This window comes from Brucepastera parasyntrophica (assembly GCF_022376835.1).
Taxonomy (GTDB): domain Bacteria; phylum Spirochaetota; class Spirochaetia; order Treponematales; family Treponemataceae; genus Brucepastera; species Brucepastera parasyntrophica.
This window is the reverse complement of the sequence record NZ_CP084606.1, coordinates 454,808-477,451: the sequence shown is the minus strand read 5'-3', so window position 1 is coordinate 477,451 and position 22,644 is coordinate 454,808. Positions and strand designations below refer to the sequence as shown.

Annotated in this window: 20 protein-coding genes and 2 tRNA genes; 7 read left to right on the top strand and 15 right to left on the bottom strand. The window is 45.8% G+C overall.

Annotated features, from left to right (window positions below; genetic code table 11):
* Positions 1-52: 52 nt before the first annotated feature.
* Positions 53-1,705, bottom strand: coding sequence for a nucleoside kinase (locus K7I13_RS02215; protein WP_255947622.1), 1,653 nt, complete (start codon positions 1,703-1,705; stop codon positions 53-55).
* A 68-nt stretch (positions 1,706-1,773) separates the two neighbouring features.
* On the opposite strand from K7I13_RS02215, the gene K7I13_RS02210 reads away from it, so the two are divergent.
* A tRNA-Pro gene (locus K7I13_RS02210) sits at positions 1,774-1,846 on the top strand.
* A 3-nt stretch (positions 1,847-1,849) separates the two neighbouring features.
* Positions 1,850-1,923: transfer RNA gene (locus K7I13_RS02205), tRNA-Arg, on the top strand.
* Positions 1,924-2,675: 752 nt separating this feature from the next.
* On the opposite strand, the gene K7I13_RS02200 is transcribed toward K7I13_RS02205, so the two are convergent.
* The 4 genes from K7I13_RS02200 to K7I13_RS02185 all read right to left on the bottom strand — a co-directional run bounded on the left by K7I13_RS02200 (position 2,676) and on the right by K7I13_RS02185 (position 7,364).
* A complete protein-coding gene (locus K7I13_RS02200; RefSeq protein ID WP_255947621.1) occupies positions 2,676-3,191 on the bottom strand; it encodes a hypothetical protein in 516 nt (171 codons plus the stop codon).
* Positions 3,192-3,368: 177 nt separating this feature from the next.
* Entirely contained in the window at positions 3,369-4,088 is a 720-nt protein-coding gene (locus tag K7I13_RS02195) for a late competence development ComFB family protein (protein WP_255947619.1), read from the bottom strand.
* A gap of 28 nt (positions 4,089-4,116) precedes the next feature.
* Positions 4,117-5,400 (bottom strand): HD domain-containing protein, encoded by a 1,284-nt coding sequence (locus K7I13_RS02190; protein ID WP_439647459.1) that lies wholly within the window; start codon positions 5,398-5,400, stop codon positions 4,117-4,119.
* Positions 5,401-5,408: 8 nt separating this feature from the next.
* On the bottom strand, positions 5,409-7,364 hold the full coding sequence (locus K7I13_RS02185; RefSeq protein ID WP_255947617.1) for an aconitate hydratase: 1,956 nt from the start codon (positions 7,362-7,364) through the stop codon (positions 5,409-5,411).
* Between the two features lie 140 nt (positions 7,365-7,504).
* On the opposite strand from K7I13_RS02185, the gene K7I13_RS02180 reads away from it, so the two are divergent.
* Together K7I13_RS02180 and K7I13_RS02175 are read left to right on the top strand one after the other, a co-directional pair.
* A complete protein-coding gene (locus K7I13_RS02180) occupies positions 7,505-8,125 on the top strand; it encodes a hypothetical protein (protein WP_255947615.1) in 621 nt (206 codons plus the stop codon).
* Positions 8,100-8,909 (top strand): hypothetical protein, encoded by an 810-nt coding sequence (locus K7I13_RS02175; protein WP_255947613.1) that lies wholly within the window; start codon positions 8,100-8,102, stop codon positions 8,907-8,909. The genes K7I13_RS02180 and K7I13_RS02175 overlap by 26 nt, the downstream gene beginning before the upstream one ends.
* Positions 8,910-8,954: 45 nt before the next feature.
* On the opposite strand, the gene K7I13_RS02170 is transcribed toward K7I13_RS02175, so the two are convergent.
* From K7I13_RS02170 to K7I13_RS02140, 7 genes are all read right to left on the bottom strand, one after another.
* Positions 8,955-9,506, bottom strand: a complete 552-nt coding sequence (locus tag K7I13_RS02170; RefSeq protein WP_255947611.1) for an ATP-binding protein — start codon at positions 9,504-9,506, stop codon at positions 8,955-8,957.
* A 37-nt stretch (positions 9,507-9,543) separates the two neighbouring features.
* Positions 9,544-9,882: an anti-sigma factor antagonist gene (locus tag K7I13_RS02165; protein WP_255947609.1), complete on the bottom strand. Its 339-nt coding sequence runs from the start codon at positions 9,880-9,882 to the stop codon at positions 9,544-9,546.
* Positions 9,883-9,909: 27 nt separating this feature from the next.
* Positions 9,910-11,601, bottom strand: coding sequence for a GAF domain-containing SpoIIE family protein phosphatase (locus K7I13_RS02160; protein ID WP_255947607.1), 1,692 nt, complete (start codon positions 11,599-11,601; stop codon positions 9,910-9,912).
* Positions 11,602-11,635: 34 nt separating this feature from the next.
* Complete coding sequence (locus K7I13_RS02155; RefSeq protein WP_255947605.1) at positions 11,636-12,541, bottom strand: transcriptional regulator; 906 nt, start codon at positions 12,539-12,541, stop codon at positions 11,636-11,638.
* Entirely contained in the window at positions 12,538-12,909 is a 372-nt protein-coding gene (locus tag K7I13_RS15980) for a metallophosphoesterase family protein (RefSeq protein WP_255947603.1), read from the bottom strand. Before K7I13_RS15980 ends, K7I13_RS02155 begins: the two co-directional genes overlap by 4 nt.
* Positions 12,910-12,983: 74 nt before the next feature.
* Positions 12,984-13,220, bottom strand: coding sequence for a metallophosphoesterase family protein (locus K7I13_RS15975; RefSeq protein ID WP_255947601.1), 237 nt, complete (start codon positions 13,218-13,220; stop codon positions 12,984-12,986).
* Between the two features lie 11 nt (positions 13,221-13,231).
* Positions 13,232-14,611, bottom strand: a complete 1,380-nt coding sequence (locus K7I13_RS02140; protein ID WP_255947599.1) for a tetratricopeptide repeat protein — start codon at positions 14,609-14,611, stop codon at positions 13,232-13,234.
* Positions 14,612-14,649: 38 nt separating this feature from the next.
* Here K7I13_RS02140 and K7I13_RS02135 point away from each other — a divergent pair, with 38 nt between their 5' ends.
* Together K7I13_RS02135 and K7I13_RS02130 are read left to right on the top strand one after the other, a co-directional pair.
* Positions 14,650-15,387 carry a tetratricopeptide repeat protein gene (locus K7I13_RS02135; RefSeq protein WP_255947597.1) on the top strand — a complete coding sequence of 246 codons (738 nt, stop codon included), beginning with the start codon at positions 14,650-14,652 and terminating at the stop codon, positions 15,385-15,387.
* Positions 15,380-17,605: a tetratricopeptide repeat protein gene (locus K7I13_RS02130; protein WP_255947595.1), complete on the top strand. Its 2,226-nt coding sequence runs from the start codon at positions 15,380-15,382 to the stop codon at positions 17,603-17,605. The genes K7I13_RS02135 and K7I13_RS02130 overlap by 8 nt, the downstream gene beginning before the upstream one ends.
* A gap of 29 nt (positions 17,606-17,634) precedes the next feature.
* On the opposite strand, the gene mutL is transcribed toward K7I13_RS02130, so the two are convergent.
* From mutL to xseA, 3 genes are all read right to left on the bottom strand, one after another.
* Positions 17,635-19,437, bottom strand: coding sequence for a DNA mismatch repair endonuclease MutL (gene mutL / locus K7I13_RS02125; protein WP_255947593.1), 1,803 nt, complete (start codon positions 19,435-19,437; stop codon positions 17,635-17,637).
* Positions 19,427-19,669: an exodeoxyribonuclease VII small subunit gene (gene xseB, locus K7I13_RS02120; protein WP_255947591.1), complete on the bottom strand. Its 243-nt coding sequence runs from the start codon at positions 19,667-19,669 to the stop codon at positions 19,427-19,429. Before xseB ends, mutL begins: the two co-directional genes overlap by 11 nt.
* A gap of 64 nt (positions 19,670-19,733) precedes the next feature.
* Positions 19,734-20,924 carry an exodeoxyribonuclease VII large subunit gene (xseA, locus tag K7I13_RS02115; protein ID WP_255947589.1) on the bottom strand — a complete coding sequence of 397 codons (1,191 nt, stop codon included), beginning with the start codon at positions 20,922-20,924 and terminating at the stop codon, positions 19,734-19,736.
* A 69-nt stretch (positions 20,925-20,993) separates the two neighbouring features.
* Here xseA and K7I13_RS02110 point away from each other — a divergent pair, with 69 nt between their 5' ends.
* Positions 20,994-22,610, top strand: a complete 1,617-nt coding sequence (locus K7I13_RS02110) for a spiro-SPASM protein (RefSeq protein WP_255947588.1) — start codon at positions 20,994-20,996, stop codon at positions 22,608-22,610.
* Positions 22,611-22,644 lie beyond the last annotated feature (34 nt).

Below are 22,644 nucleotides of genomic sequence, written 5' to 3'. Positions count from 1 at the left end.
GCTTTTCCGCAAAACCTGTTTTGCAGGATAGCGGTTGCCGGAATCCCTGAAACTAGTATTTAAATTCGCTCTCTCCGATAAATTCCCTGATTATTGACTGGCCCGGAACGTATGATGACGGGATAGGCATAAAATGATTTAACAGGGTTAAAAGCCTGGTCGCTTCGCTGTATTCCTGCTGGGTCGGCTTTACGGCCCTGAGCAGGGGTTCCGCATAGACCTTAAGCACTGACAGCTCGTAATCAAGGGCGCTGTTAAACATAATATCCGCCTTATCCTGGAATGGAAAAATATGCAGCCGTTCTCCGCGCTGTACGCTCGGCCACATACTTATTGTCCCTGCCGCTCCTTTTCCGCGGAATTGTGCGTCTCTGACTATTCTGCGGATCAGCCGGTTATCGGAGGTCGGAATACGATTATGGTCATCCAGATTAAGGGTTGTTAAGGCCGACAGATAAATTTTATATTTTTTTTCTCTGGGGACAAGTGGCGTCAGTTTATCATTGATCGCGTGAATACCTTCCAGAATCAGAATTGTACGGTCATCCATTCTGAATTTTTTGTCGCTGAATTTCCGGGAACCTGTTTTAAAATCAAAAGAAGGCATAATGACTTCTTCGCCGTTAAAAAGGCTTATGAGGATTTCATTAAGCAGCGGAACATCAAGAGCTTCCAGACATTCATAATCCGGTTGCCCGTCTTCATCAAGCGGAGTTTTATCTTTCCCGAGATAAAAATCATCTATGCTGATTATTGCAGGTTCATATCCGAGGACTCTGAGCTGCATGGACAGTTTTTTTGATGTGGTTGTTTTTCCCGAACTTGAAGGTCCGGCAATCAGGGCAACTTTTACATCAGAATGCTCGGCAATTTTATCCGCAATTTCCGCTATTTTTTTGTTCTGATACGTTTCCGTGATTTCAATATAATCCTTTGCCTTTCGTGTTCCAACCCGTTCATTAAGCTGACCGACAGAAGACGTACCGATAAGATTTCCCCATTTTTTTGACTGAGCATATACTGAAAAAAGCTGGGGAATATCTTCAAAATCCGTTAAGCGGTCCGGGTGTGAAGTGGGGGGGAATCTGAGTAAAAAGCCTTCCCCGTATGCCCTCAGTTCAAATACTTCAAGTTTTCCTGTTTTGTCCAGCAGCGGCTCAAAATAGAGATCTGAATACCCGTCAAGCGTATTTATCAGAATTTTAGGCTTGCTTGTCTGACATAAAAGCCGGTATGTATCGGGCTGGTTTGAATTTTCAAACAGATCCATAGCCTCGCCATAGGAGACATAACGGGTCTCAATCATCATATCTGCCGCGATTATTGCACGCATTTTCCGTTCAAGATCAGCAAGGTCAATGCTGATATTATTACCGCTTGATTCCAGTGTATAATAATACCCATACCCTAGACTGTGTCCGATCAGCAGCCGGAGATCGGGATATAATTCCCGGGCCGCGGCTGCAAGAACAAAGCACAGCGTCCTGCGGTACACATAGGACCCCTCCGTAACCGCAGTTGTGACCGGAAGTACTTCCGCCTGCACATCAATACTTCTTGTCAGCGAAAAAAGCTGGTTGTTTACATATATCGCAACTATCGGCCCCGGCTCGGTATTAAAATAGGGAATCAAATCAGCTCCGGTGACAGGTTCTGTAAAGACTCTTGTTGTTTTATCCGGGAAAGTAACAGTAAATGAATGCACTAAATCCTCCAATAATTTGTTTCATCAACTTGACAGGGCCTGCCGTTTTATTTAGAATCTAAATCTTACGGGATGTAGCCTAGAGGCTAAGGCGTCTGCTTTGGGAGCAGAAGATCGGAGGTTCGACTCCTCTCATCCCGATCCGGGATCGTAGCTCATCCGGATAGAGCAACTGCCTTCTAAGCAGTAGGTAGGGGGTTCGAGTCCCTCCGGTCCCGTAGTTTAAGTCCTTATATAACAAATATTTAGAATAATTGAAAGTGCTAATGTACCCAATTCGCAGCCTTTTCAGTTTCAAACTACACGCTCTCATTGGACATGACATTCAGATATCATAATATTCAATAAAAAGTATACATCCTGCCGATATTTTTAGCAATGCGCTATAAGAAAATACTTACGCTGTTCCCGGGTAAAAAAGTGCGGTATTAATATTGCACCTATACTTAAGATGGTGAAAGAACTGAGGGAACTTCTGCCGGAATTTGCTGACAGTACTTTTCCCAGGTCCAATAATAAACCGCTCGATTCCCTCTGTGATATCTTCAGAACTTTCATTGCGGTTATTAATTTCAACAGAAAGTTTCATACCGGACTATTGGCCCGGCAGTTAACTGCGGAGGCGACGAAATATAGAGGGTCCATCCAATATATTTTTCTGCACTCTTGCTTTTTGAATTATAAACAAGACACCCAAATACCGGGTTATATAAATTGAGCGCATCATAACAAAAATGAAAAGAAGTTCACCACAGGCGAAAAAAACTGACTGGTTAGCGATAAAATGATATTTCTGAATCTTCTATTTTTTAGTATTGGCTTATAATAAAAAGCAATGACTAAAGGCAGAAAGAGAAACACAGAAAAATAGCAGATGAAAAGATCATAATTACGCCTGATTACTTTGGAATGCTATACATTAATGTATAGTCTATATATTGAGAATAACCAAATATCTTTGCCCTGATTTCTATAACCCGTAAAGATTTTTATCCAGTTTCGCAGCATCAGGAGAAATATACATTAACGCGATTGTCATTTCATCATCAGAAGCGAGTAATATAATATAACCGCCTGTATAAAGCCATGCTGTCATATATTCTTCAATAAAGTCCCTGTCTATCAAAGTTATCCCATATAAAATCGTAAGTTTTGAAGATAAATCCCTAAATGTACTATCAAGGTCAACCTCATCTTTACATTGGATTGTATATATACCTGCGCAAAGACCGGATGGAATAAAGCATACATACATCTCCGCACTATAACCTGAAAGTTCTGCATCTTCATAAGTCAGCATTTTCATTTGAGTCGTTTCATCAACCATTGTTCTATCATCCGGCCGGCCTTCTTTTGCAATGAACTCTTTTATACTTGTTCCCCAGTGAAAATTCCGGAACTTTACTTCGCCCTGTTTCTCAATCATACCTTCACTGAAGACTTTTGCGGATATAAGTAAAAGTAATATTACTGTGGCTTTTTTCATTAAATACCCCTTAAATAAAGAAGTATACCATGAAAACATTGTGAGAGGGAGATATTTTTAAGGTTATCCCGCAGCAGCCCTTAAGTCCAAAAACGTTATTAATTGAGCCATTTTATTCTGCTGCTGTATTTTGAAAATTTCAGAAATGAGGAATTGCCGCCGAAACCGGACGGAAAATTACAGGCAGTATTGCATATAATCCAGCTTATCATGCTCCGGAAAGAGATGCAGATCCGGAAGGAAAAAAGAATTCCTGGCGTTATACGCGGTGCGTATAAACGATTCGCTCGATAAGCCGATTTCAAAATAATACCTGATAAGGTCAAAGCCTTTTTCCTCGACCCGGATTTCGAATGAAAATACCTTCTTTGTATTTTCAAATTTTGTGCTGACAGGTTTCGGCCAGAAGGTAAAAGTCCCCGGTGTATATTTACTTATACGGTAGGGATTCTCCCATGTACAGTCGATTGCTTCAGTCAGCTTCGAATCCATAAGAAGAGAAACAAAAATATCCTTGACAGGTTCAAAAGTCTGACCGTCAAGAATACGTCCGACAATAGTGGGAAAGTTAAACACCGGCGCCTCCGGAAAAGTATCTACTTTTTCCGCATGCGGACGCCTGGTTGAAAGGACTTGTTTCATTCCTTCCAGAGCAAGATGGTTAATATCAGCCATAATTTGGGATTTATCGTAAATTTCCTCGATTTTTGAGTAGACGAGACCGCGCCCTGATTTGATATACCGCGGCTGTATCCTGTTTAAAACAAAACAAATGGTGTCAATTCTGCACTGTTCGCAATTACAGGTGAACCATTCCTGTTTACCTATTTCAGGATCGTCAAATAGCTCATTTACACCGGTGTACACATATTCTTCCATAAGATTATGAACATTCATTGACAATCTCCCCGTTTATACTACAATTTTACTGTATATCGAAGCATTTAGCAAGCTCAATAAGTAGTTCCGGTATATTTTTAACAATGGAAACAAAATCCGGGTGGACAGCAAGCCTGATTTTTCTCAGTGAAGCGGTAAAAGAGGCAACAGTGTCGCGGGAAAAAACGGTAGAACTGCTGCTGAATCCCGTATTTTCATCGGTAATAAAAAGATCGCTTTCAAATGAAATGCGCTCCGGAATGTCAATCAGCACGTGTTTTTTTTCAATTTTTGCAGAAGAAATGCGGGAAAGATATTCTGCAATAGCTTCTTCTTTTTCCGAGCGGGCCTTCATTGTTTCCAGCCCGAGCATGGAACTGTTGTTTTCGTCAAAGGGGAATTCCGCAATAATGCCGTATAATCTGTGTTTCATAACATCTCCGGCAATTTCTTTTTCGGAAAATGAGCCGCAGTTTATTACATCATAAATACTATAATCGTCCAGATTATACAGGGCTTCAGGCGAGCTCAGCGACTGATCCAGCATGGCAAATATGACCTTTTTCATCATGGCAGTGGCTATTCTGACATTTTTGTGCCAGTATACCGAACGGTACATAAGATATTTTGAAAAGAGGATGCTTTCAACAGACATTATGGCCTTTGAATCTATGGTAATTCCCCTTGAAATATCCGGGCGCAGTCTGGAAAGGATAAAATCCATGTCCTGAATGCCATACGGGACTCCGCAGTAATATGCGTCCCTGTTCAGATAATCGAGTTTATCAGGATCAAGCACTCCGGAAAGGATATTCCGGAAGAAAAGGGTTTCGGTATCCTGTCCTGTGGGAGCGGCGTCTGATTTATTGATAATAGCCGCGGTCATTTCCGGATCGGCGCCGGTTTTTGAGATACAGCTTTTCAGGGGTTCCGAGCATATAATAGCCGCGGTCAGCTCCTCATGCTCTTTCAGGGACAGTTCCTTAAGGGAATGGGCATATGGAAAATGGCCAAGGTCATGGAGAAGGGCTGCGGCCAGAAAAGAATAACATCCGGTGCGGCTTACCCATTTGTCCGCACCGAACCGGAGCAGAATTCTGAGCATTTTCAGCGCAACATAATATACGCCGATCGAATGGGCCGCCCGTGTATGAACGGCTCCCGGATATACATACTCGGTCGGTCCAAGCTGTTTTATCCGGTACAGCCGGAGAAAAGGCGGGGAAAGGGTTATGTCCCGCAGTTCAGGCGTCAGCCATATATGTTTCCATACCGGATCACGTATTGCAATACTGAACCGGGATTCATTATACACAAACTCGGAACCCATGGTTTCTTTTACTGTCCGCCCTTGCGGGTATAGGCGACCCGTCCGCCGGCAAGCAGAATATCCCTTGAACGTTTGTCAAGATCGTTTTTTGCGGTAAACTGCAATCCGTCTGAAACCCTCCTGAATTTAAAAGGCCCTCCCTGTTCAAGAGACTGGTGAATGCCGGTCAATTCCAGTATATCATCCCGGGAAATGGCGTCATAAAGCGCAGGGTCTTCAAAAACCAGAGGCAGAATGCCGTAGTTTACCAGATTGGCACGGTGGATTCTCGCAAAGGATTTGACGATAACGGCCCTGACTCCAAGATACATGGGTGCAAGAGCCGCGTGTTCCCGTGATGAACCCTGTCCGTAGTTTTCTCCTCCGACTACAAAACAGCCGTCCGTATTCTTCGCCCGGTCATAAAAATCCGGATCGAGTCTTTCAAAAGTGAACTTTGATATTTCAGGAATATTTGATCTGAGCGGCAGAACTTTTGCGCCGGCCGGCATAATATCATCCGTCGAAACATTGTCCCCTGTTTTCAAAAGCACCGGGAGGGACAGGCTGTCGGGAAGTTCCGGACTTGTCGGACACGGCTTGATATTCGGCCCCCGGACTATTTCCACTTTTTTTGCCTTCTCAGGCCCAAGCGGCGGGACCAGCATATCATCATCATGGATGCCGGAAATATCGGCTTCAAAAAGTTTACTGTTTTCCGTTATATCTTTGTTTTCCGACAGGGGATCGGTAATGACGCCGGTAATGGCGGCCGCCGCTGCGGTTTCCGGAGAAACGAGATAGACTTCTGCGTCCGCTGTACCCGATCTTCCCTTGAAGTTCCGGTTAAATGTACGCAGCGATACTCCGCCTGAATTCGGGGCAAATCCCATGCCAATACAGGGGCCGCAGGCACTTTCAAGAATACGGAATCCTGCCCGGATCAATTCACCCAGGACACCCGTTTTTTCAGCCTGCATGAGCGTCTGGCGGCTTCCCGGAGCGATTCCGGCCTCAACATCGGGCGCTATAGTCTTTCCTTTTACAATCGCGGCGACGGCGGTCAAATCCCTGAGAGAACTGTTTGTACATGAACCGATTACAACCTGAGAGACCTTTTTGCCCGCGATTTCCGCAACAGGAACTACCGCATCAGGTGAATGGGGCTGGGCCGCCAAAGGGTTCAGGGAGGAAAGATCAATTTCAATTACTCTGTCATATATGGCGCCCTCATCGGCTGCCAGTGCAGTAAAATCACCGGGCCTGCCCATCTGGACAAGAAAATCTCTGGTAACGGAATCGGAAGGAAAAATACTGCAGGTCGCGCCCAACTCGGCGCCCATATTTGTAATGGTCGCCCTCTGCGGAACGGAAAGGGCGACGACCCCGGGTCCGAAATATTCATATACGCTGCCCACACCGCCTTTTACCGTTTCCCTGCGCAGTACTTCAAGTATAACATCTTTTGCGGATACTCCGGTTCTGAGTTCCCCGGTAAGTTTAACCCCGATTATTTTCGGCATGTTCAGGTGAAAGGCCCCGCCGCCCATGGCAACCGCAACATCAAGGCCTCCTGCCCCGATAGCGATCATACCTATCCCGCCTCCCGTGGGCGTATGTGAATCGGAACCGAGCAGTGTTTTTCCTGGGACACCGAAGCGTTCCAGATGGACCTGATGGCAGATACCGTTCCCTGCCCGTGAAAACCACAGGCCATACCGTTCCGCAATGCTTTGCAGATACCGGTGATCATCCATGTTCCTGAAATCAACCTGGAGCGTATTATGATCAATATATGACACTGACAATTCCGTCTTTACCCTGTCGAGTCCAATGGTTTCAAACTGCAGATAAGCCATTGTTCCTGTCGCATCCTGGGTCAGCGTCTGATCCATTCTGATTGCTATATCTTCACCACGGCCGGGAAGTTCAGACGGTTCAACAAGGTGGGACTTCAGAATTTTTTCAGTAAGGGTTTGTGCCATTTTCAACTCCTGGAATAAGATACGATACGTATTTTTATGATTTTTGTTCTGAACCGGGCCTGAATCTGAAAAAAGCTCCGGACAGGACATCCTTACTGTAGCCTTTTCGCCGCCGATTGTCCATATATAAAAAGTATGATATGATTGGACAAATGCATAACCAGCTCATAATTCCGGCCATGGTCTTTTTTAGCCTTACCTGTTTTTTCCCCGGCGCTGAAACAGTCCGTGACAGGGCTTCCGCCCATTTTAATGCAATTGACTGGTCTTACAATCCTGATGCTGTTTTGCACGGTGAAACTCCCGGAGTAACAGTACCGGGCGGAAATGAAACCTTTCCTGTTCTGAGTGTCACGGATACTACCGACACCGATGTTATTTATCCTTCCGCGCCCGGAGTCGGCTTCATCGATTATTCCGGGATTGATGAAACCCTTATTTCCCTGCTGTATAAGCTTGCGGACGCTCTGAAAACAAAAAAAATCCCCTCTGATATTAATCTGCCCAGCCGGCCCTTTATTTCCGTTCTGACCGAATACCGTCTGAATAAACTGCCGGAAATCCGCACCGTTTTCTTTTCCAGACCTATGCTGCTTGAAAACAATATTTCGGAGGCCGTATACAGCCTGCGGATTATTACGGAAAATACCCCGAAATATCTATATCTGTCCGTAAATGCGGTATATTCCGAAAATACGTGGTTTATAAATGATATAGTTTTTGATGGTGAAACCTATGCCGAGCTTGCTGAACAGAATTGAACGCGAATATATCGTGGAAAATATGCGAGATACGCTTCCAGCCCTGTCAGTAAAGACAGGCGCCGATCTTTACTTTTTGCCTGAAAAAAAATATACCCTCCGCGATGAAAAAATATATTCCCCGGAAAAAGATTTTCCTGTATCTGAGGGCAGAACCAGGGTCTTTTTTATGCATAAATTCCGGGGAATGTTTTTTGACTCGGATATTCAGACAGATGCCAGTGGGACTCCCTTTTTGCCGCTGCCTGATGCAATTTATATGGAAGATATTGTTTCGGAAAATACGGTCGCGATAAAAGCTGAAATCAGCGGTTCGAAAAAAAAATATCTTGTCAAATCGCCCCTGCCTCCGCTTTTTGAACTGGCCGCGGAAAATCCTGAAACTGGCGGTATCACTGATACCCGCATACAAACTATTATTGCGGAAATGGATTTGCCTGAAGGTTTCTCGCATCTGGCAAAACAGATAGATACCTATCTGGCTCAGTTTAAAAATGAAACGCCTCCCGTCTTTTCCGATATAAACACCGGGCATTTTCTCTTTGCGGATAATCTCGGAATTCTCGTTTCCCTGCGCGGAAATACCGGCGGTTTCCCCGAGTGTGAAGAGGATGTTCCCGTTTCAATTCTTACGGAAAACAGGAGTATTAAGGCTGAAGGCCGGGTCCGGGGATTTATGCCTGTTGATGCAAATTTGTATGTATTCTGGATAGCATTTACGGAAATGCAGGAAGAAGACAAGCGATACCTTTTTGAGCGTCAATACGGCGAAATATTCCGCTGATTCATTAAAAAGAAAAAACCTTCCCGGCAAGGGAAGGTTTTCATATTATTCGCCGTCAATGGCAATTCCATGCCGTCTCTGGGGATATTTCTTTAACATTGCAACGCCGTTTTTCTTGTCATTATATACGAATCCGCCGTTCCAGTATTCCAGGGCGGCAAAAAGCGCGTTCCCTCCGTCCATATCGTCGCTGGACATTGTCCTGAAAGAAACATAATTTCCGAGGTTTTCAAAATCCTGTTCATACAGACACTGAAGACGTTTTTTATTAAAATCATTCCACTTTTCAATATCCTGGAATCCTGAACCCTCGTCTTCCACAATCAAATGGGCGTGGGTTGAAGAAAATGAATACCAAACATGGACCTTTTTATTCAAGTCGCAGTTATTGCCGTGCTTAACGGCATTTTTTATTATCTCGCTTATCTGCTGTTCCAGCAGGTTTATTTCCTTTATTTCAAGCGGCGCGGACTGGACAATGAGCAGGGTGAAATAGCGTATCTGGCGGAAGTCCGAAGGAAATTCCTTATAAAGCATATTTGTCTTATCGAATAGAGGATCGCTTCCGTCTGCGCGTAATTCTTTAACAGGGTTCATTATAAAGCTCCTTTAGTTTCAAGTTAACGGTATTTTTTTATTCCTCGAGCTGAAGAAGTGCTTCCTCAATACTGTTCGCAATAGGGAAATAGCCCATCAACTTTGTGAGTTCTATAACTTTCTTTACAGAACCGTGAATATTGGTTATGGCAAGTTTCAGGTTCATTTTTTTGATTGTCGAGCAGATATATATTAAAGCACCAATACCGGAAGAGTCGATATAGTCCACATCATCAAGATTGATTATAAAAGACTGCACATTCTTCTCCAGCATTTTCATTACGAGTTCTTTCAGTTTATAGGAATTATACAAGTCCATTTCACCGTTTACATCTATGATGTAGACATTGCCATTTTTCCTGATCTTAAGTTCCATACGAAGTGTTGCTCCTTTCTTTCGTGTTTACGCCTTTATTTTCACAACAACCAGCGTCTGGTCATCATGAATACTGGCCGACCCAACAAATTCCTGAATATTCTGTTTTACCATCGCTGCAAGGTCTTTTGCAGACAGTCCGTTATTTTCAGTCACAATCTTTGAAAGAGAATTTATACCATACTGGCGGCCGTTTTTATCAAGCGCTTCCACAAGGCCGTCCGTGAACAAAATAATAATATCTCCTTTGCCAACTGTCAACTTTAAATCCGAATAAACTGAGGTTCTTTCAACGCCGATAGGGTCAGTTTTTTGATGTACTTTCTCTATTGTACCACTTTCCGCCTTCCAAAGCAACATGGGCTGATGGCCGGCGCTGGCGTATTCCATTGAATGGTCCTCAGGACGGTAATTTATCAGGGTCAGAGAGGCATAGTGGTCCATGTCAATTTTTCCCGTTATACCCTTATTTATCCAGTCAAGAATGGTCGCGGCTGTTTTTGTCGTATTCGTTACCAGCTGGAGGATAGACCGGATCATAATCATTACAATGCTTGAATTAATCCCCTTTCCGGCAACATCTCCTATGACAATTGATATCCTGTCCCTTCGCGCGAGAATGATATCATAATAATCACCGCATACACCCTTTGCGGGAGTAAAAAAAGAACCGAAGCCGATTTCCGGCAGGTCAGGCAGGCGTTTCGGCTGCAGGGTTTTCTGTATATGGGACGCGGTTCCCGCTTCCCGTTCAAGCTCGGCATGTTCAAGGACTTCCTGAAAGGTATAGATATTGTTTATTGCCGCCCCTGAATATTCAGCCAGCACCCTGGCTGTCCGGAAGTCGTCCTGTGTAAACGGTTCCTTCCCGGGAAGCCGGGCAAGGCCCAGAACGCCTACGACTCTTGCCTTGACCATAACAGGCACAAAGATATAACTGCCTGTCTGCAGGAATTCCTCGGGACCGTTGGTATATATCCGTTCATCGGTCTGTCCGTCTTCCACCAGGACAGGCTCGCCGTTTGCAGCGACTTCCCCGAAAATTGTTTCCCCTACATTAAACTGGATATAGCGGAAATTGGTCTCTACCCTGACCGGCTTGTGGGGCAGATCTTCCGGAAGTTTATAGGGCGGAGGAAAACTGCCCTTAAAGGATTTTGAACTGATAATGTCATCAAAATCGTCAACCAGGAAAAATACGCCGCCGTCGGCAGCGGTATTCTTTATAAGCTCATCATTTATAAAGTCTACAAGGCGTACAATGTTGACTTCACCCGATATCGATTCCGAAACCTGAGCAAGAAACTCCTTTCCCAGACTGATAAGGCGGTCATCGTTTTCCGATTTTTCATCTTCCGGATAATCATCGGGAACAATCAGTTCGGTTTCGCTTACAAAAATACCCGCTTCCTGATCCTCCCCGGAGTCGCGTGAAAAAAATACAAAAAGAGAGATGGAAAACGCCAGCATAAGCGCGCTTGCCAGCAGAATTCCCGAAGAATACATTTGAAGGGTAGGCATGAAAATAGAGGCTATGCTGGTCCCCGCCAGTATTATCATGAATCCGAGCGCCAGCCATATAAAAGGAGCGCGTTTCATCCGTTCCGGCAGAAGGAAAACAGTCCTGAGTATAAAAAAGGCCGTTATTACCTGGATAATAAAACCAGCCCCAAGGAGAATCCATAGTAGTGATATTGAATCAAGAGGTAGCGTTTGCATTGTAGAATCAGTGTAACACTGAAATTTTCAATCGTCAAGAATTAAAGATTTTTTTCATAAAATCTTTAACTTTAGTAAAAAAGCCCCTCTTTGTTTCGGCATTTATTGTTTTGGTGGCCTCGTCAAGGCTGTATTCCAGGCCATATTTCCGCTTCAGATCGTCCCAGCGCTTTACAATCCAGACATATAAATCACTGGCTGTCCGGTTTCTGAACTTGCGGAGCAGTCTGTGCTTTTTTATAACCATCAGAATGGGATGATAGACATTATTATACCATGAGAGCAGGGCGTCATTAAAGGAAATTTCAGTTTCGACTTTTTCATTTATAAAATACTTGTGTTCGAGAATATGGGCGAGAATGACGTCATACTGGCCTGTACTCGTAAAGTCAAGGTTCCAGTCATCAGTCAGATCGCCGAAGGCCGTTTCGGCGTAAAAATTGCGTTTTTCATATTCAATAATCTCAGTGAGAAGGGTTTCCGGTGTTATTCCGGGCTTCAGTTTTATTTCGCTCTGGAGAGAAATGACCTCGGCATCTATATACCTGACATCCTGGGCCTTGGCCACCGATACCCGGTGATTACCGTCCCTGACAAAATACAGGCCCCCGATTTCATATAACTGTATGGGAGGCAGGATTATGTCCGATAAGTGGGCTTCATCAACCCGTTCCCACCTCTGACGCAAATTTACCCGCCTGGGGAGAAAATGATTGTCGAAGTCAAGGTAGCGCCCCTCGCTTCCGGCAATCTTTTCTATGGGGACTGTCTGCATGCCAAGATAGACTTCATTTTTCGGTTTGAGCAGATTTTTGACTTCATCAAACGACAGCAGTTTTCGTCTGTCGGGATTCAAAAAATGCTGAATTTCATTAAACAGCGCCTTGTTTCTGGCCCTGTTGAAATCTTCCATAGCCTGAACTCTGACAAAATTATTCATCGGTCCAACTCTCCGGTATCCAGTATATAATGGCTGTATACATTGATTACTGTGGTATCGTGATATTGTGATACCCGGATATCCTGTAAATCATATAGGTGTATATGCCCGTGCAGGAGAAAACGGGGTTTGAATCGCTTCATAAACCATAGAAAACATTTAAAACCCTGGTGGCAGGGATCGGGGCGGTCATGTATGCCGGCCGGCGAGGCATGCGTGACAAAAATATCAAGGTAACGGCCATAGCGCAATTTGTTGTAAATAAGGCGGGGAACAAGCCTGAGGAGCTTCCACTTCATCTGCGCATCGGTATACTGATTAAGACCCTGGTTATAGCACAGGGATCCTGAGACTCCTGCGAAGAGCACTCCGTTTTCCCTGACCGTCTTGAATCCTATATAGGTTGCCCCGTGAGCCGGAGTCGGCGATACTTCGACATCTGTTATCCTATAATCCTGGGGGCAAAGCCGGCCGGCCGGTGATAGTATTTGAATTCTCCGAGATTGTGGTTTCCGAATACAAACAGGAGCGGTTTGTTCAGGGATGAAACTATAAAATCAAGATATTCCATCGGCAGATCTCCCGCCGAGATAACCATATCAACATGTTTGTACCGTTCTTTGATATTGCTGCTGTAAACAAGAGGGTCAATCTGGTCCGATACACACAGTATTTTCATAGTGCTGCCGGTTATTTTTTTGCAAAAATATTTGTGGAGGCAAGCATCTGTTCAAGTTTTTCCTTTCCGATAAGCTCTATAGGCCTGTTTTCAGCATACTGGTGTGCGCCTCTGGAAAAGCCTGAACTGGTGATAATAATTCCCCTGATTATATTCCTTCGTTTCATATCCTCCTGAACCATTCTGATAAAACTGTCTTCAATGGGTTCGGGGTCGCGGAAAAAATGAATAAGCCGGGGCATTTTTTTGACATTCCGCCATTTTTCCGGATCATCTTCAACCGCAATCATAAAACAGCCGTATTTTGTTTCGTGAATTTCCTGCATACTGAGTTCCAGGGCCTGGTTAGCCAGGGCTTCGCAGATTGCAAAAAAGTCGTCTTTTCCCGCGGTCAGATATTCTTTCATATGATCGTTGGACCGGAGTTCCTGATACTGATTCAGTTTTTCCCCCACGTCCCTGAAATTCCTCCGCGCCTTGTTGATTTCCTCCCATTGGGTCAGAGCCTTGTCTATATCGCGGGTCTTTTCATAACAGGCGGCAAGGAAATAGCGGGCATGCAGGGTTTCATTTGATGAATTGCTCTGGGAACTGCTCAGGGCGCGTTCAAATTCCACGATCGCTTTTTCGAGATTATTGGCTTCCATATAACAGCACCCGCGTTCGATAAGGGCTTTTTGCTTGAGTTCAGGGTCGCGGAGCGCTTTTTCAAATGATGTCAGGGCGTTGGCGTAATCGTGGATTTTGCGCAGTATTTTTCCCTGATAAAAATAGGCCCTGGTATTTTTGGGGTCAAGCTTGAGGGCTGTGGTTATTTCCTGGCGGGCTTCATTGAACTGATTGTGTTTGAATAAAAGCAGCCCGAGCGCGGCATGGGCGTCGGCGTGTTTCGGGTTCGTTTCGACCGCTTTTTTGTAATAAGCCATAGCCTGATCGCCGTTATTGCGTTGTTCAAAAAGAACGCCTGCATTATAATAATGTTCTGCCTGGAAGGGTTCCAGCTTGACCAGCAGCAGATATTCCTTCAGGGCCTCGTCCGGCTGATTGAATTTGAGGAAAAGCTGGGCAATTGTCTTCCGGAATTCTTTTTCGGGGATGGTTTTTGAAAAAACTGCGGTTGCATTGACTGTCTTGAATTCCATCAATGCAAGTTCGTCTTTACCGTCGGCAAGATATGCTTTTCCCAGCATATACCGAGCTTCCGCATCACGCGGATTTTTCGCAAGGATGGTTTTTGCCAGCTTGATGGCCTGTGAATATTTTTCAGCCTTTATTAATCTCACAATGCCTTCAATTCTTTTCGGCGCAATAACGGATTTTAAGAGAAAAATGAAGAGAACTACTACAACTGTGCCGAAAATTAATATGAACGCAATAACAATTGGCGACATATATATAAGACTATAATTTTTATGGAGTAATGTCAAATATGATTATACACGATTCCGGTAATAAAAAGAATATTGTGCGGCTCTTTTTTCTTGCGGTTTGCCTGTTACAAATAGGGGCCTATGATTATTTTACAGAAGGAGAGCGGCTTTTCAGGGAAAACAAGCCTGACGAGGCTGTTCCCCTGCTTTTTCAGGCCCTGCAGCAGCCGGATGCAGACCCTAAAGCATATATATATCTGGGACTGTGTTATCAGCAGCTTGGAAAGTATCCTGACGCCATCTCCACTTTTACGAATGGGACGGCTGTTCAGGGCGCTGACAGAAAACTGCTCTATTTTAATGCGGGAAACGTATATTTCCTGCAGGAATTGTTTCCGGAAGCCGAATCAATGTATTCGCAGGCGCTTCAGGCTGATTCAAATTACGCCCCGGCTTACCTGAACCGGGCAAATGCGCGGATGAGCCAGGGAAAACATGATGATGCGGTCAGTGATTACCAAATGTATCTGGTTCTTGATCCTTCATCATGGCAAAAAGATGCCATCCAGCGGCTTATTTCCCTTGTCCAGGCTGATCAGCAGCGGCAACGGGATGCGGCTCTCAGAGCCGAGGCAGAACGGGCCGCCGCGGAAGCGGAGAAGAAAGCTGCCGAAGAACGCTACAGGCAGATGCTTGATTCCGTAAGTTCATCCCTCCAGTCGATAGACGGGGCAAGTGTTATGTCGGCGGGTTCCGAGGATGTTATGGGATACGATGAGGAAGGGAGTCTTGAATAATAAAACAAAACTGGTGATCGGCATTGCGGCCGGCATAATACTGTTGCTTATAGTCGGATCCGTTCTCTTATTCCGTTCGGGTTCAGGTTCACGGAAATTATCCGAGGAAGAAAGGCGGCGGTTGAATACGCTGACGCTTGTCCGCTCCTATATCGAAAGGGAAGAATTTGACCGGGCTCTGACCCTGCTGGAAGATTTACTGATAGCGGATATTACGGACAGGGATGCGCTTGCCTTGCAGGACGCTGTTCTGTCCGCCAGAAACGCGCGGCGGCTTGCTGAAACGGGCGAGCTGTCAAGCCAGGCGGCTGATGCCGCCGCCGAAGAGGCCCGGCGGGCTGTTGAGCGTATTCTGGGAAATGTTGAAAAAACGGTTAATACTCTCCTGCAGAGCGCGCCTGAAAGAAGTTCTTCCGGATCGGCTTCTTCCGGTACGGGCGGCCAGTCAGCCGGAACAGGACAGGCAGGAACGGGCCAGACTTCCGAAAGGGGAAATGCCGGAACTGTCGGGAGCCAGTCCTCCGCGGGTAGCCCGGGCAGCAGCCAGCAAACGGCAGGCGTTTCCCAGCAGCAGGCTGCCGAGACTGCGAGGGCTGCTGAGGAGAGAAGGGCTGCCAATGCCGCCGCTGTCAGGCAGCAGGCAGAGGAGGAAGCCAGGATAGCTGCGGAACAGGCCGAAGCGGATCGCGTAGAGGCTGAAAGGCGGCGTGCGGAACAGGCCGCTCTTGAAGAAAAAAGGCGGAAAGAGAGAGAAGAAGAGCTGATACGGAAGAACGCCCAAATCCAGAAACAGCTTTCAGAAGTCAATAATCATATGGAAGGAGCAAAAAGTTCTCTTGCTTCCGGTAATATCCAGTCTGCCCTTGCCCAGTATGAACAGGCCTCCGCCGCTCTGCCTGCGGAGGAAAAAGCTCTTGCCGCACAGAAAAAGACGGAGATCGCCGAAACACTTTTTTCCGCGGCGAATGCCGCCGCCGACCCTAAAACCAGGGATGCGGCGATGAATGCCGCGCTGGATTATGTTAATCAGGCTATTGAAAATGACCCGGCTCTTGCTTCAGCTCGTTTTCTGCGGTCACAGATTTATGATGAACAAAAAAGAAGCAGCGAAGCTCTTGCAGAACTGCAGGAGGCGGCCCGGCTCGATCCGAATAATTATCTGTATTCATTTGAACTTGGCAAGAAGTATTATACTTTACGGAGATATTCCGAAGCAAAGCAGAGCTTTACGCGGACCACTGCCCTGAAGCCTGATTATGAGGCGGCTTTTTTTAACCTTGGCATGACTAACCGTATGCTGGGATCTTCCCAGGAAGCCCTCGCGGCATTCAGAAAAGCTATTGGAATTAAACCGGATTATTCCAGGGCATATATGGAGATAGCCAGGGTTCTGGACAGGACAGGTGATTTGAATGGGTCTGTTTCAAACTATAATAAAGTGCTTCAGTATGAACCGGGAAATGTTTCCGCCCTGCGTGAAATCGCGTCGGTGTATGCCAAACAGGGAAATTATGCTGAGGCCGAACGGTTTTTCCGTGAAGCCCTTGTTTTCGGCGCGGATGATCCCCAGACAAATTACAACATGGCTACTGTTCTTCTTGAGCTGGAGAAACCTGATGCCGCTCTTTCCTACGCGCAGAAGGCGGTTAATGCGGATGCTTTGAACGCAATTTATCATTATACTTACGGACTCGCCGGTGAACGCAGCGGAAAACTGGAAATTGCGCTCCAGCATTATGTAAGGGCTGTTGAGCTTGATCCGAAATATGTAAAGCCGCGGGTTAATCTGGGAAATATGTATCTTGAAGCCGGCCGTATTGATGAGGCTCTGAGGCTCATGACTGTGGCCTATGAATATGATAAGGATAATTTTGAACTCAATAACAATCTCGGCAAAGCCTATGGTTTAAAAGAACAGTTTGATAAATCCGTCGAACATTATGCCCGGGCGGTCACTATAAATCCGAAAGATATACAGGTCCGGAAAAATCTTGCCGCAGCATATGTCAGCGCGGGGTTAACTGAAAAAGCCCGGGACAGTTATGCAGAGCTGATCAAACTGGATCCTTCATTCTGGGACGCTTATTACGAACTGGGCAAGCTGTATGTCAGTTTAAATAATAATACTGCGGCCAAGTCCACTTTTCAGGAGTTACTGAAAAAAAATCCGGATTATCCTCATGCGAACGAGATAAAATCCATTATAGCTACTCTTTAGCTTTTCCGGGGCAGGATAAGGATTGGTTTTCAGGTTCGTTTTACGCGGCGGAACAGTTCTTCCCGGTCGATTGTAATCCATACCGGACGTCCGTGCGGACAAACCGGCTCAGGAAGGGAAAAGGTTCTTGCCGCAAGATTTCTTGCCGTAAGCGGATCAAGTATGTCGCCGTCCTTGCAGGCCGCCCGGCAGGCCGCCGTTGCATATAAATGCGAAACCAGTGATCCGGCGCCGGCGGAAAAGTCGAGAAGGGCGTCCCTGAGATCTTTTTCAGTTCCTGTCCATCTCAGCGGTACTGCCGTAACCTGCCAGATGCCGTCTCCCTCATTATTCAGGATAAATCCTGCCTCCGCGAGCTGTTCGCAGTTAGCTGAAATATGGGCGTCTTCACTGTCCGAATGGGTTTCAATCCGGTAGGGAATGAGCAAGTCCTGCGTTTTCCCGGAATCAGCCATAAGTTCATTATATAAAATCCGCTCATGGGCCGCGTGCTGATCAATGAGATAAAGGATACCGTCTTTTTCAGCGGCTATGAATGTTCCCAGTACCTGTCCAAGAAAGCGGAAATCCTGCGGTATATCAGAGAATGCCCTGGAGTTTTGTTCATCTTCTTTACGGATGGGACCATCTCCGGCGTTTTCTTTTCTATAATAATCTGCCGGTTTATAGGCTGCAGTATCAGGAAAGCGCGGCTGTTCTGACCAGGAACGGCCGCTGAAAGAATTATAATGAGGGGCAGGGTCACGGGTTGAAATAAATGATCCTCCCGCAATATCCAGTTCCTGCTGTATATTTTCGGGACTTTCCTGAAAAGCTGTTTCTGAAGAATGCGGCGGATTCATCATTTTTATCGTATACCGGTGATAAAAATTTTTTATTGTTGAACTTATTTCGTGATGCAATATCCCCGGATCCCGGAAACGGACCTCTTTTTTTGCGGGATGTATGTTAAAATCAACCTGTGCCGGATTGATGGATATAAACAGGCAGCAGAACGGATGGCCGCCGTTCGGGAAATGACCTTCTCCGCCGTATTCAATTGCCTGAAGGAGGGAATATTCCATAACCCTCCGCCCGTTCACAAAAACCATAAGCTGTTTTCTGTCCTTGCGGACAACTTCAGGGCTGCCGACTACCGCTGAAAACGAAAACCCGGTATTGGAACCCGAGATTTCATAAAAAAAAGATTCGGGTTCGGCCGGCTGCAGAGCAGCGAGGCAGCGTTCTTTCAGGGTTGTTACCGAAGGAAGGATCATTTTCTGGTTCCCATCCACGGAAAACCGGAATTCGATTTCAGGCCAGGCCAGGGCCTTTTCGATAAAGATTTGCCTGCATAATGCCGTTTCCGCCGCCGCTCTTTTCAGAAAATGCTTGCGTGCCGGAAAATTATCAAACAGGCCATCTATTTGCACAACTGTACCAACGGCAAGCCGAGCCGGGCTTATCCGGCCATCTTCCAGCTTCCAGGCTTCCCTGCCGTCTCTGGTTGTTATAATTTCAAGCTGGCTTACCGCCCTGATTGATGACAGCGCTTCTCCCCGGAACCCCAGTGTCTCCAGATTAAGCAAATCATCTTCGGTATGTATTTTGCTGGTAGTATGGGTATTTGTACATATGGCTATATCTTCCGCTGTCATGCCGCAGCCATTGTCCGTTACCCGGATACGGGCTATACCACCGCCGGTTATTTCTACGGTAATCCTGTCTGCTCCGGCATCTATTGCATTGTCAATAAGTTCACGGACAACTGCGCCCGGCCGGTCGATAACTTCTCCTGCGGCGATTTTTCTTGAAACTTCGGGGCTTAATTCCTTTACGGGTTTAATTGTCATTCAGGTCCTGCTCGGAAAAGAGATCCAGCTCGGGTTTGCCGTCAGGAATTTCCGGCTGGTTCATGAGTATCTGAATCCTCCCTTCAATTTTGTCTATGTCTTTTTCCAGTGATTTTGCGAGCTTTATACCCTCTTCAAAAAAAGCAAGCGCATTCTCAAGCGGAATATCCGGTTCCTTGATTGCATTGCTCAATTCTTCAAGACGTTCAAGACGTTCTTCAAATTTCTTCATGAATAGCTCCCTTCCTATAGAATTATATCCGAAAATCCCGAAACGGGACAGGCCCGATATATTTTTACTCTACGCGTGCGTGAATTTTTCCTCTTTCGGGAATAATAACCAGTTTCTGTCCGGGGGTTGTTTGATCACTGTTTCTTATAACTTTTCCCGTCTCTTCATCCCTGACCATAGAATATCCGCGTTTCAGAATACTTTGAGGATTTCCGCCTTCGAGTTTTTCCGCCAGCAGATTTATATGCTGTTTTGTATCCCTGATCCGGTCCATAAAGGACCTGAGAAGATCTTCTTTCGCATCGTCAAACCTCAGTAAAACAGGCTGTTCAATACGCCGGAACCGCATTTCCATTGACTCGGCTGAAAACTGCGACATCATTAGGCGTATGCGTTCAATTCTGCGGTTCATTTCAAAGACCATTTCATCCGCTGTATATTGGACCGCCGCAATAATATCTTCCAGAATGGGACTGACAAGTTCAGCGGCGGCGGACGGTGTCGGAGCCCGGACATCGGCAGCAAAGTCGCTGAGAGCCCAGTCTGTCTCATGTCCCACTGCACTTACGACCGGTATATCAGAATGCGCAACCGCCCTGACCACCTCTTCATCTGAAAAAGGCAGCAGATCTTCCATAGAACCTCCGCCCCGTCCGATGATGAGAATATCAGCCATTTTAAAATAATTTGCTGTTTCTATCTGACGGACAATTGCCTCCGGGGCCTCAGCTCCCTGCACCTGGGCCGGCAGGATTATTATACTGATTGAAGGATTTCTTCTGCTGATAATCTGGATTATATCGCGGACAGCAGCCCCGGTCGGACTGGTTATAACAGCAATAGTACGCGGGTATGCCGGCAGGGGCCTTTTCCTCTCCTGATCAAAAAGACCTTCTTCCGCAAGCTTTTGCTTGCGCTCCTCAATAAGGCGGAAAATATCACCTGAACCGGCAGCTTCCATTGAATCTATAATAATCTGATAGGTACCCCGGGCATCATAGACCGATATATTTCCGACTGCGTGGACAAGCAGACCTTCTTTGGGAACAAAAGGAAGATATCTGCTTTTCCCCTTAAACATAACAGCTGAAATGGCGCTGCTTTCATCTTTCAATGTGAAATATAAGTGTCCGGTGCTTGAAGGTCTGAAATTGGAAATTTCTCCTTCAAGAAGTACGGTGCCGAATGAATTTTCAAGCAGGTTTTTTATTGAGGCTGTTATTTCCGAAATTTTGAGCGGTTTTATGCTTAGCATGTAATAAACTTATCACGGAAAACTTACTTTCCTCAAGCTGATTTCCATCGTGCCGATATTCATAACAGTATGAAATCTATAGCAGTTCTTTTAGCCGGAAATATAACGGACAGAGCCTTTGAACCCTTCTCTGACGGGAAATCAGCTTTTTACCGGGCTGTCTCCGCCGCCGCACAGTTTCCGCATGTATCAAAAATTGTCGTTTTCGTGCCGGAAAAATATCCCGGGGATAGTTTACTGCCGGCTGTCTCCGCTCTGCATGATATGTCAGACTCCGCGGCCGGGAATTCGGTTTCTTTTGATATTATTGAAACAGAATGGTCTGTTGGTCCGTTATTCCTCAGTCTGAAAAGCGAAACGGAAGATTTTGACCATGTGTATATTTCATGGGCTGATGCTCCTTTTACGGACCCGGAATTTACGGCAAAACTGTTTAAAAAACACATGCAGCAGGCTGCCGAATATACTTTCGCCGACGGTTATCCTTACGGACTGTCTCCGGAAATTCTTGCCCGGGGCATTGTTCCCATCCTTTCCGACATGGAAAAAGAAAGCCGGGACCCTATTACCCGCAATGCAGTTTTTGATATTATAAAAAAAGATATCAATTCTTTTGATATAGAAACCGACATAGCCCCAGCTGATCTCAGACATCTCCGTCTCCAGCTCACCTGCGATACAAAGCGGAATACGCAGGTTTGTATGGCTCTTTCGGGAATAAACGCTGCCAATTACGCTGATGTTATTCAAAAAAACACGGCTTCCCTGTATACAGTTCCGGCCTTTTATGCAATTCAGGTTGCAGGCAAGTGTCCCTATGAATGTGACTATTGCCCATACCCGCAGTTTTGTAAAAGCGGAAAGGGGAGTTCTCCCGGTGTGCCGGCAACTGAACGGACTGATTATATGACTGCCGATGATTTTTCCGCAATTGCAGGAAAAATCGCCGGGTATTCGGAGGATGCTGTTGTTTCCCTTTCCTTATGGGGCGAGCCTTCATATCATCCTGAAATTGCTGAAATGGTGAGGACTGTGCTTGCATATCCGGGCCTGTCGGTATTGATAGAGACAACAGGATTGGGCTGGACAGAAGAAAAGGTCGAGGCTATTAAAAATGCGGTTTCCGGGGTCTCCGCAGGATTCAGAAAGCAGAACCCGGTAAACTGGATTGTTTCTCTGGATGCGGTGAGTCCGGAATGTTACGGTATTGTCCATGGAATTAAGGAAAAAAGTCTTTCGGAAAAATATCTTGCCGAGGCTTTAAATTTTACCGATCTCCTGATAAAATCCTTTCCCGGTGCTGTCTGGCCCCAAATGGTCCGCATGAAGGAAAACGAGAAGGAGTTGGAACATTTTTACCGGTTCTGGAAGGAAAAAAACGGTCAGGTTATAATCCAGAAACATGACAGTTTTTCCCGCAGTATTGAAGACCGGCGGGTTGCTGATCTTTCTCCTCTGGTCCGGAATCCCTGCTGGCATCTTAAGCGGGATATGTCAATTCTGATCGATGGAGCGGTTCCGCTCTGCCGTGAAGATATATATGCCGCCAGGTTTTCCGGCAATGTGATTACGGACGGCCTTGAGCAGATCCGGGAAAAAGTCCGTCCGGTATATGATGAACACACACAGTGCGTGTATAAAGGATTGTGCGAAGACTGTGATGAATACTATACCTACAATTTTTAATGAAAGAAAAGTTCCGCATACAATAATCGGTGGG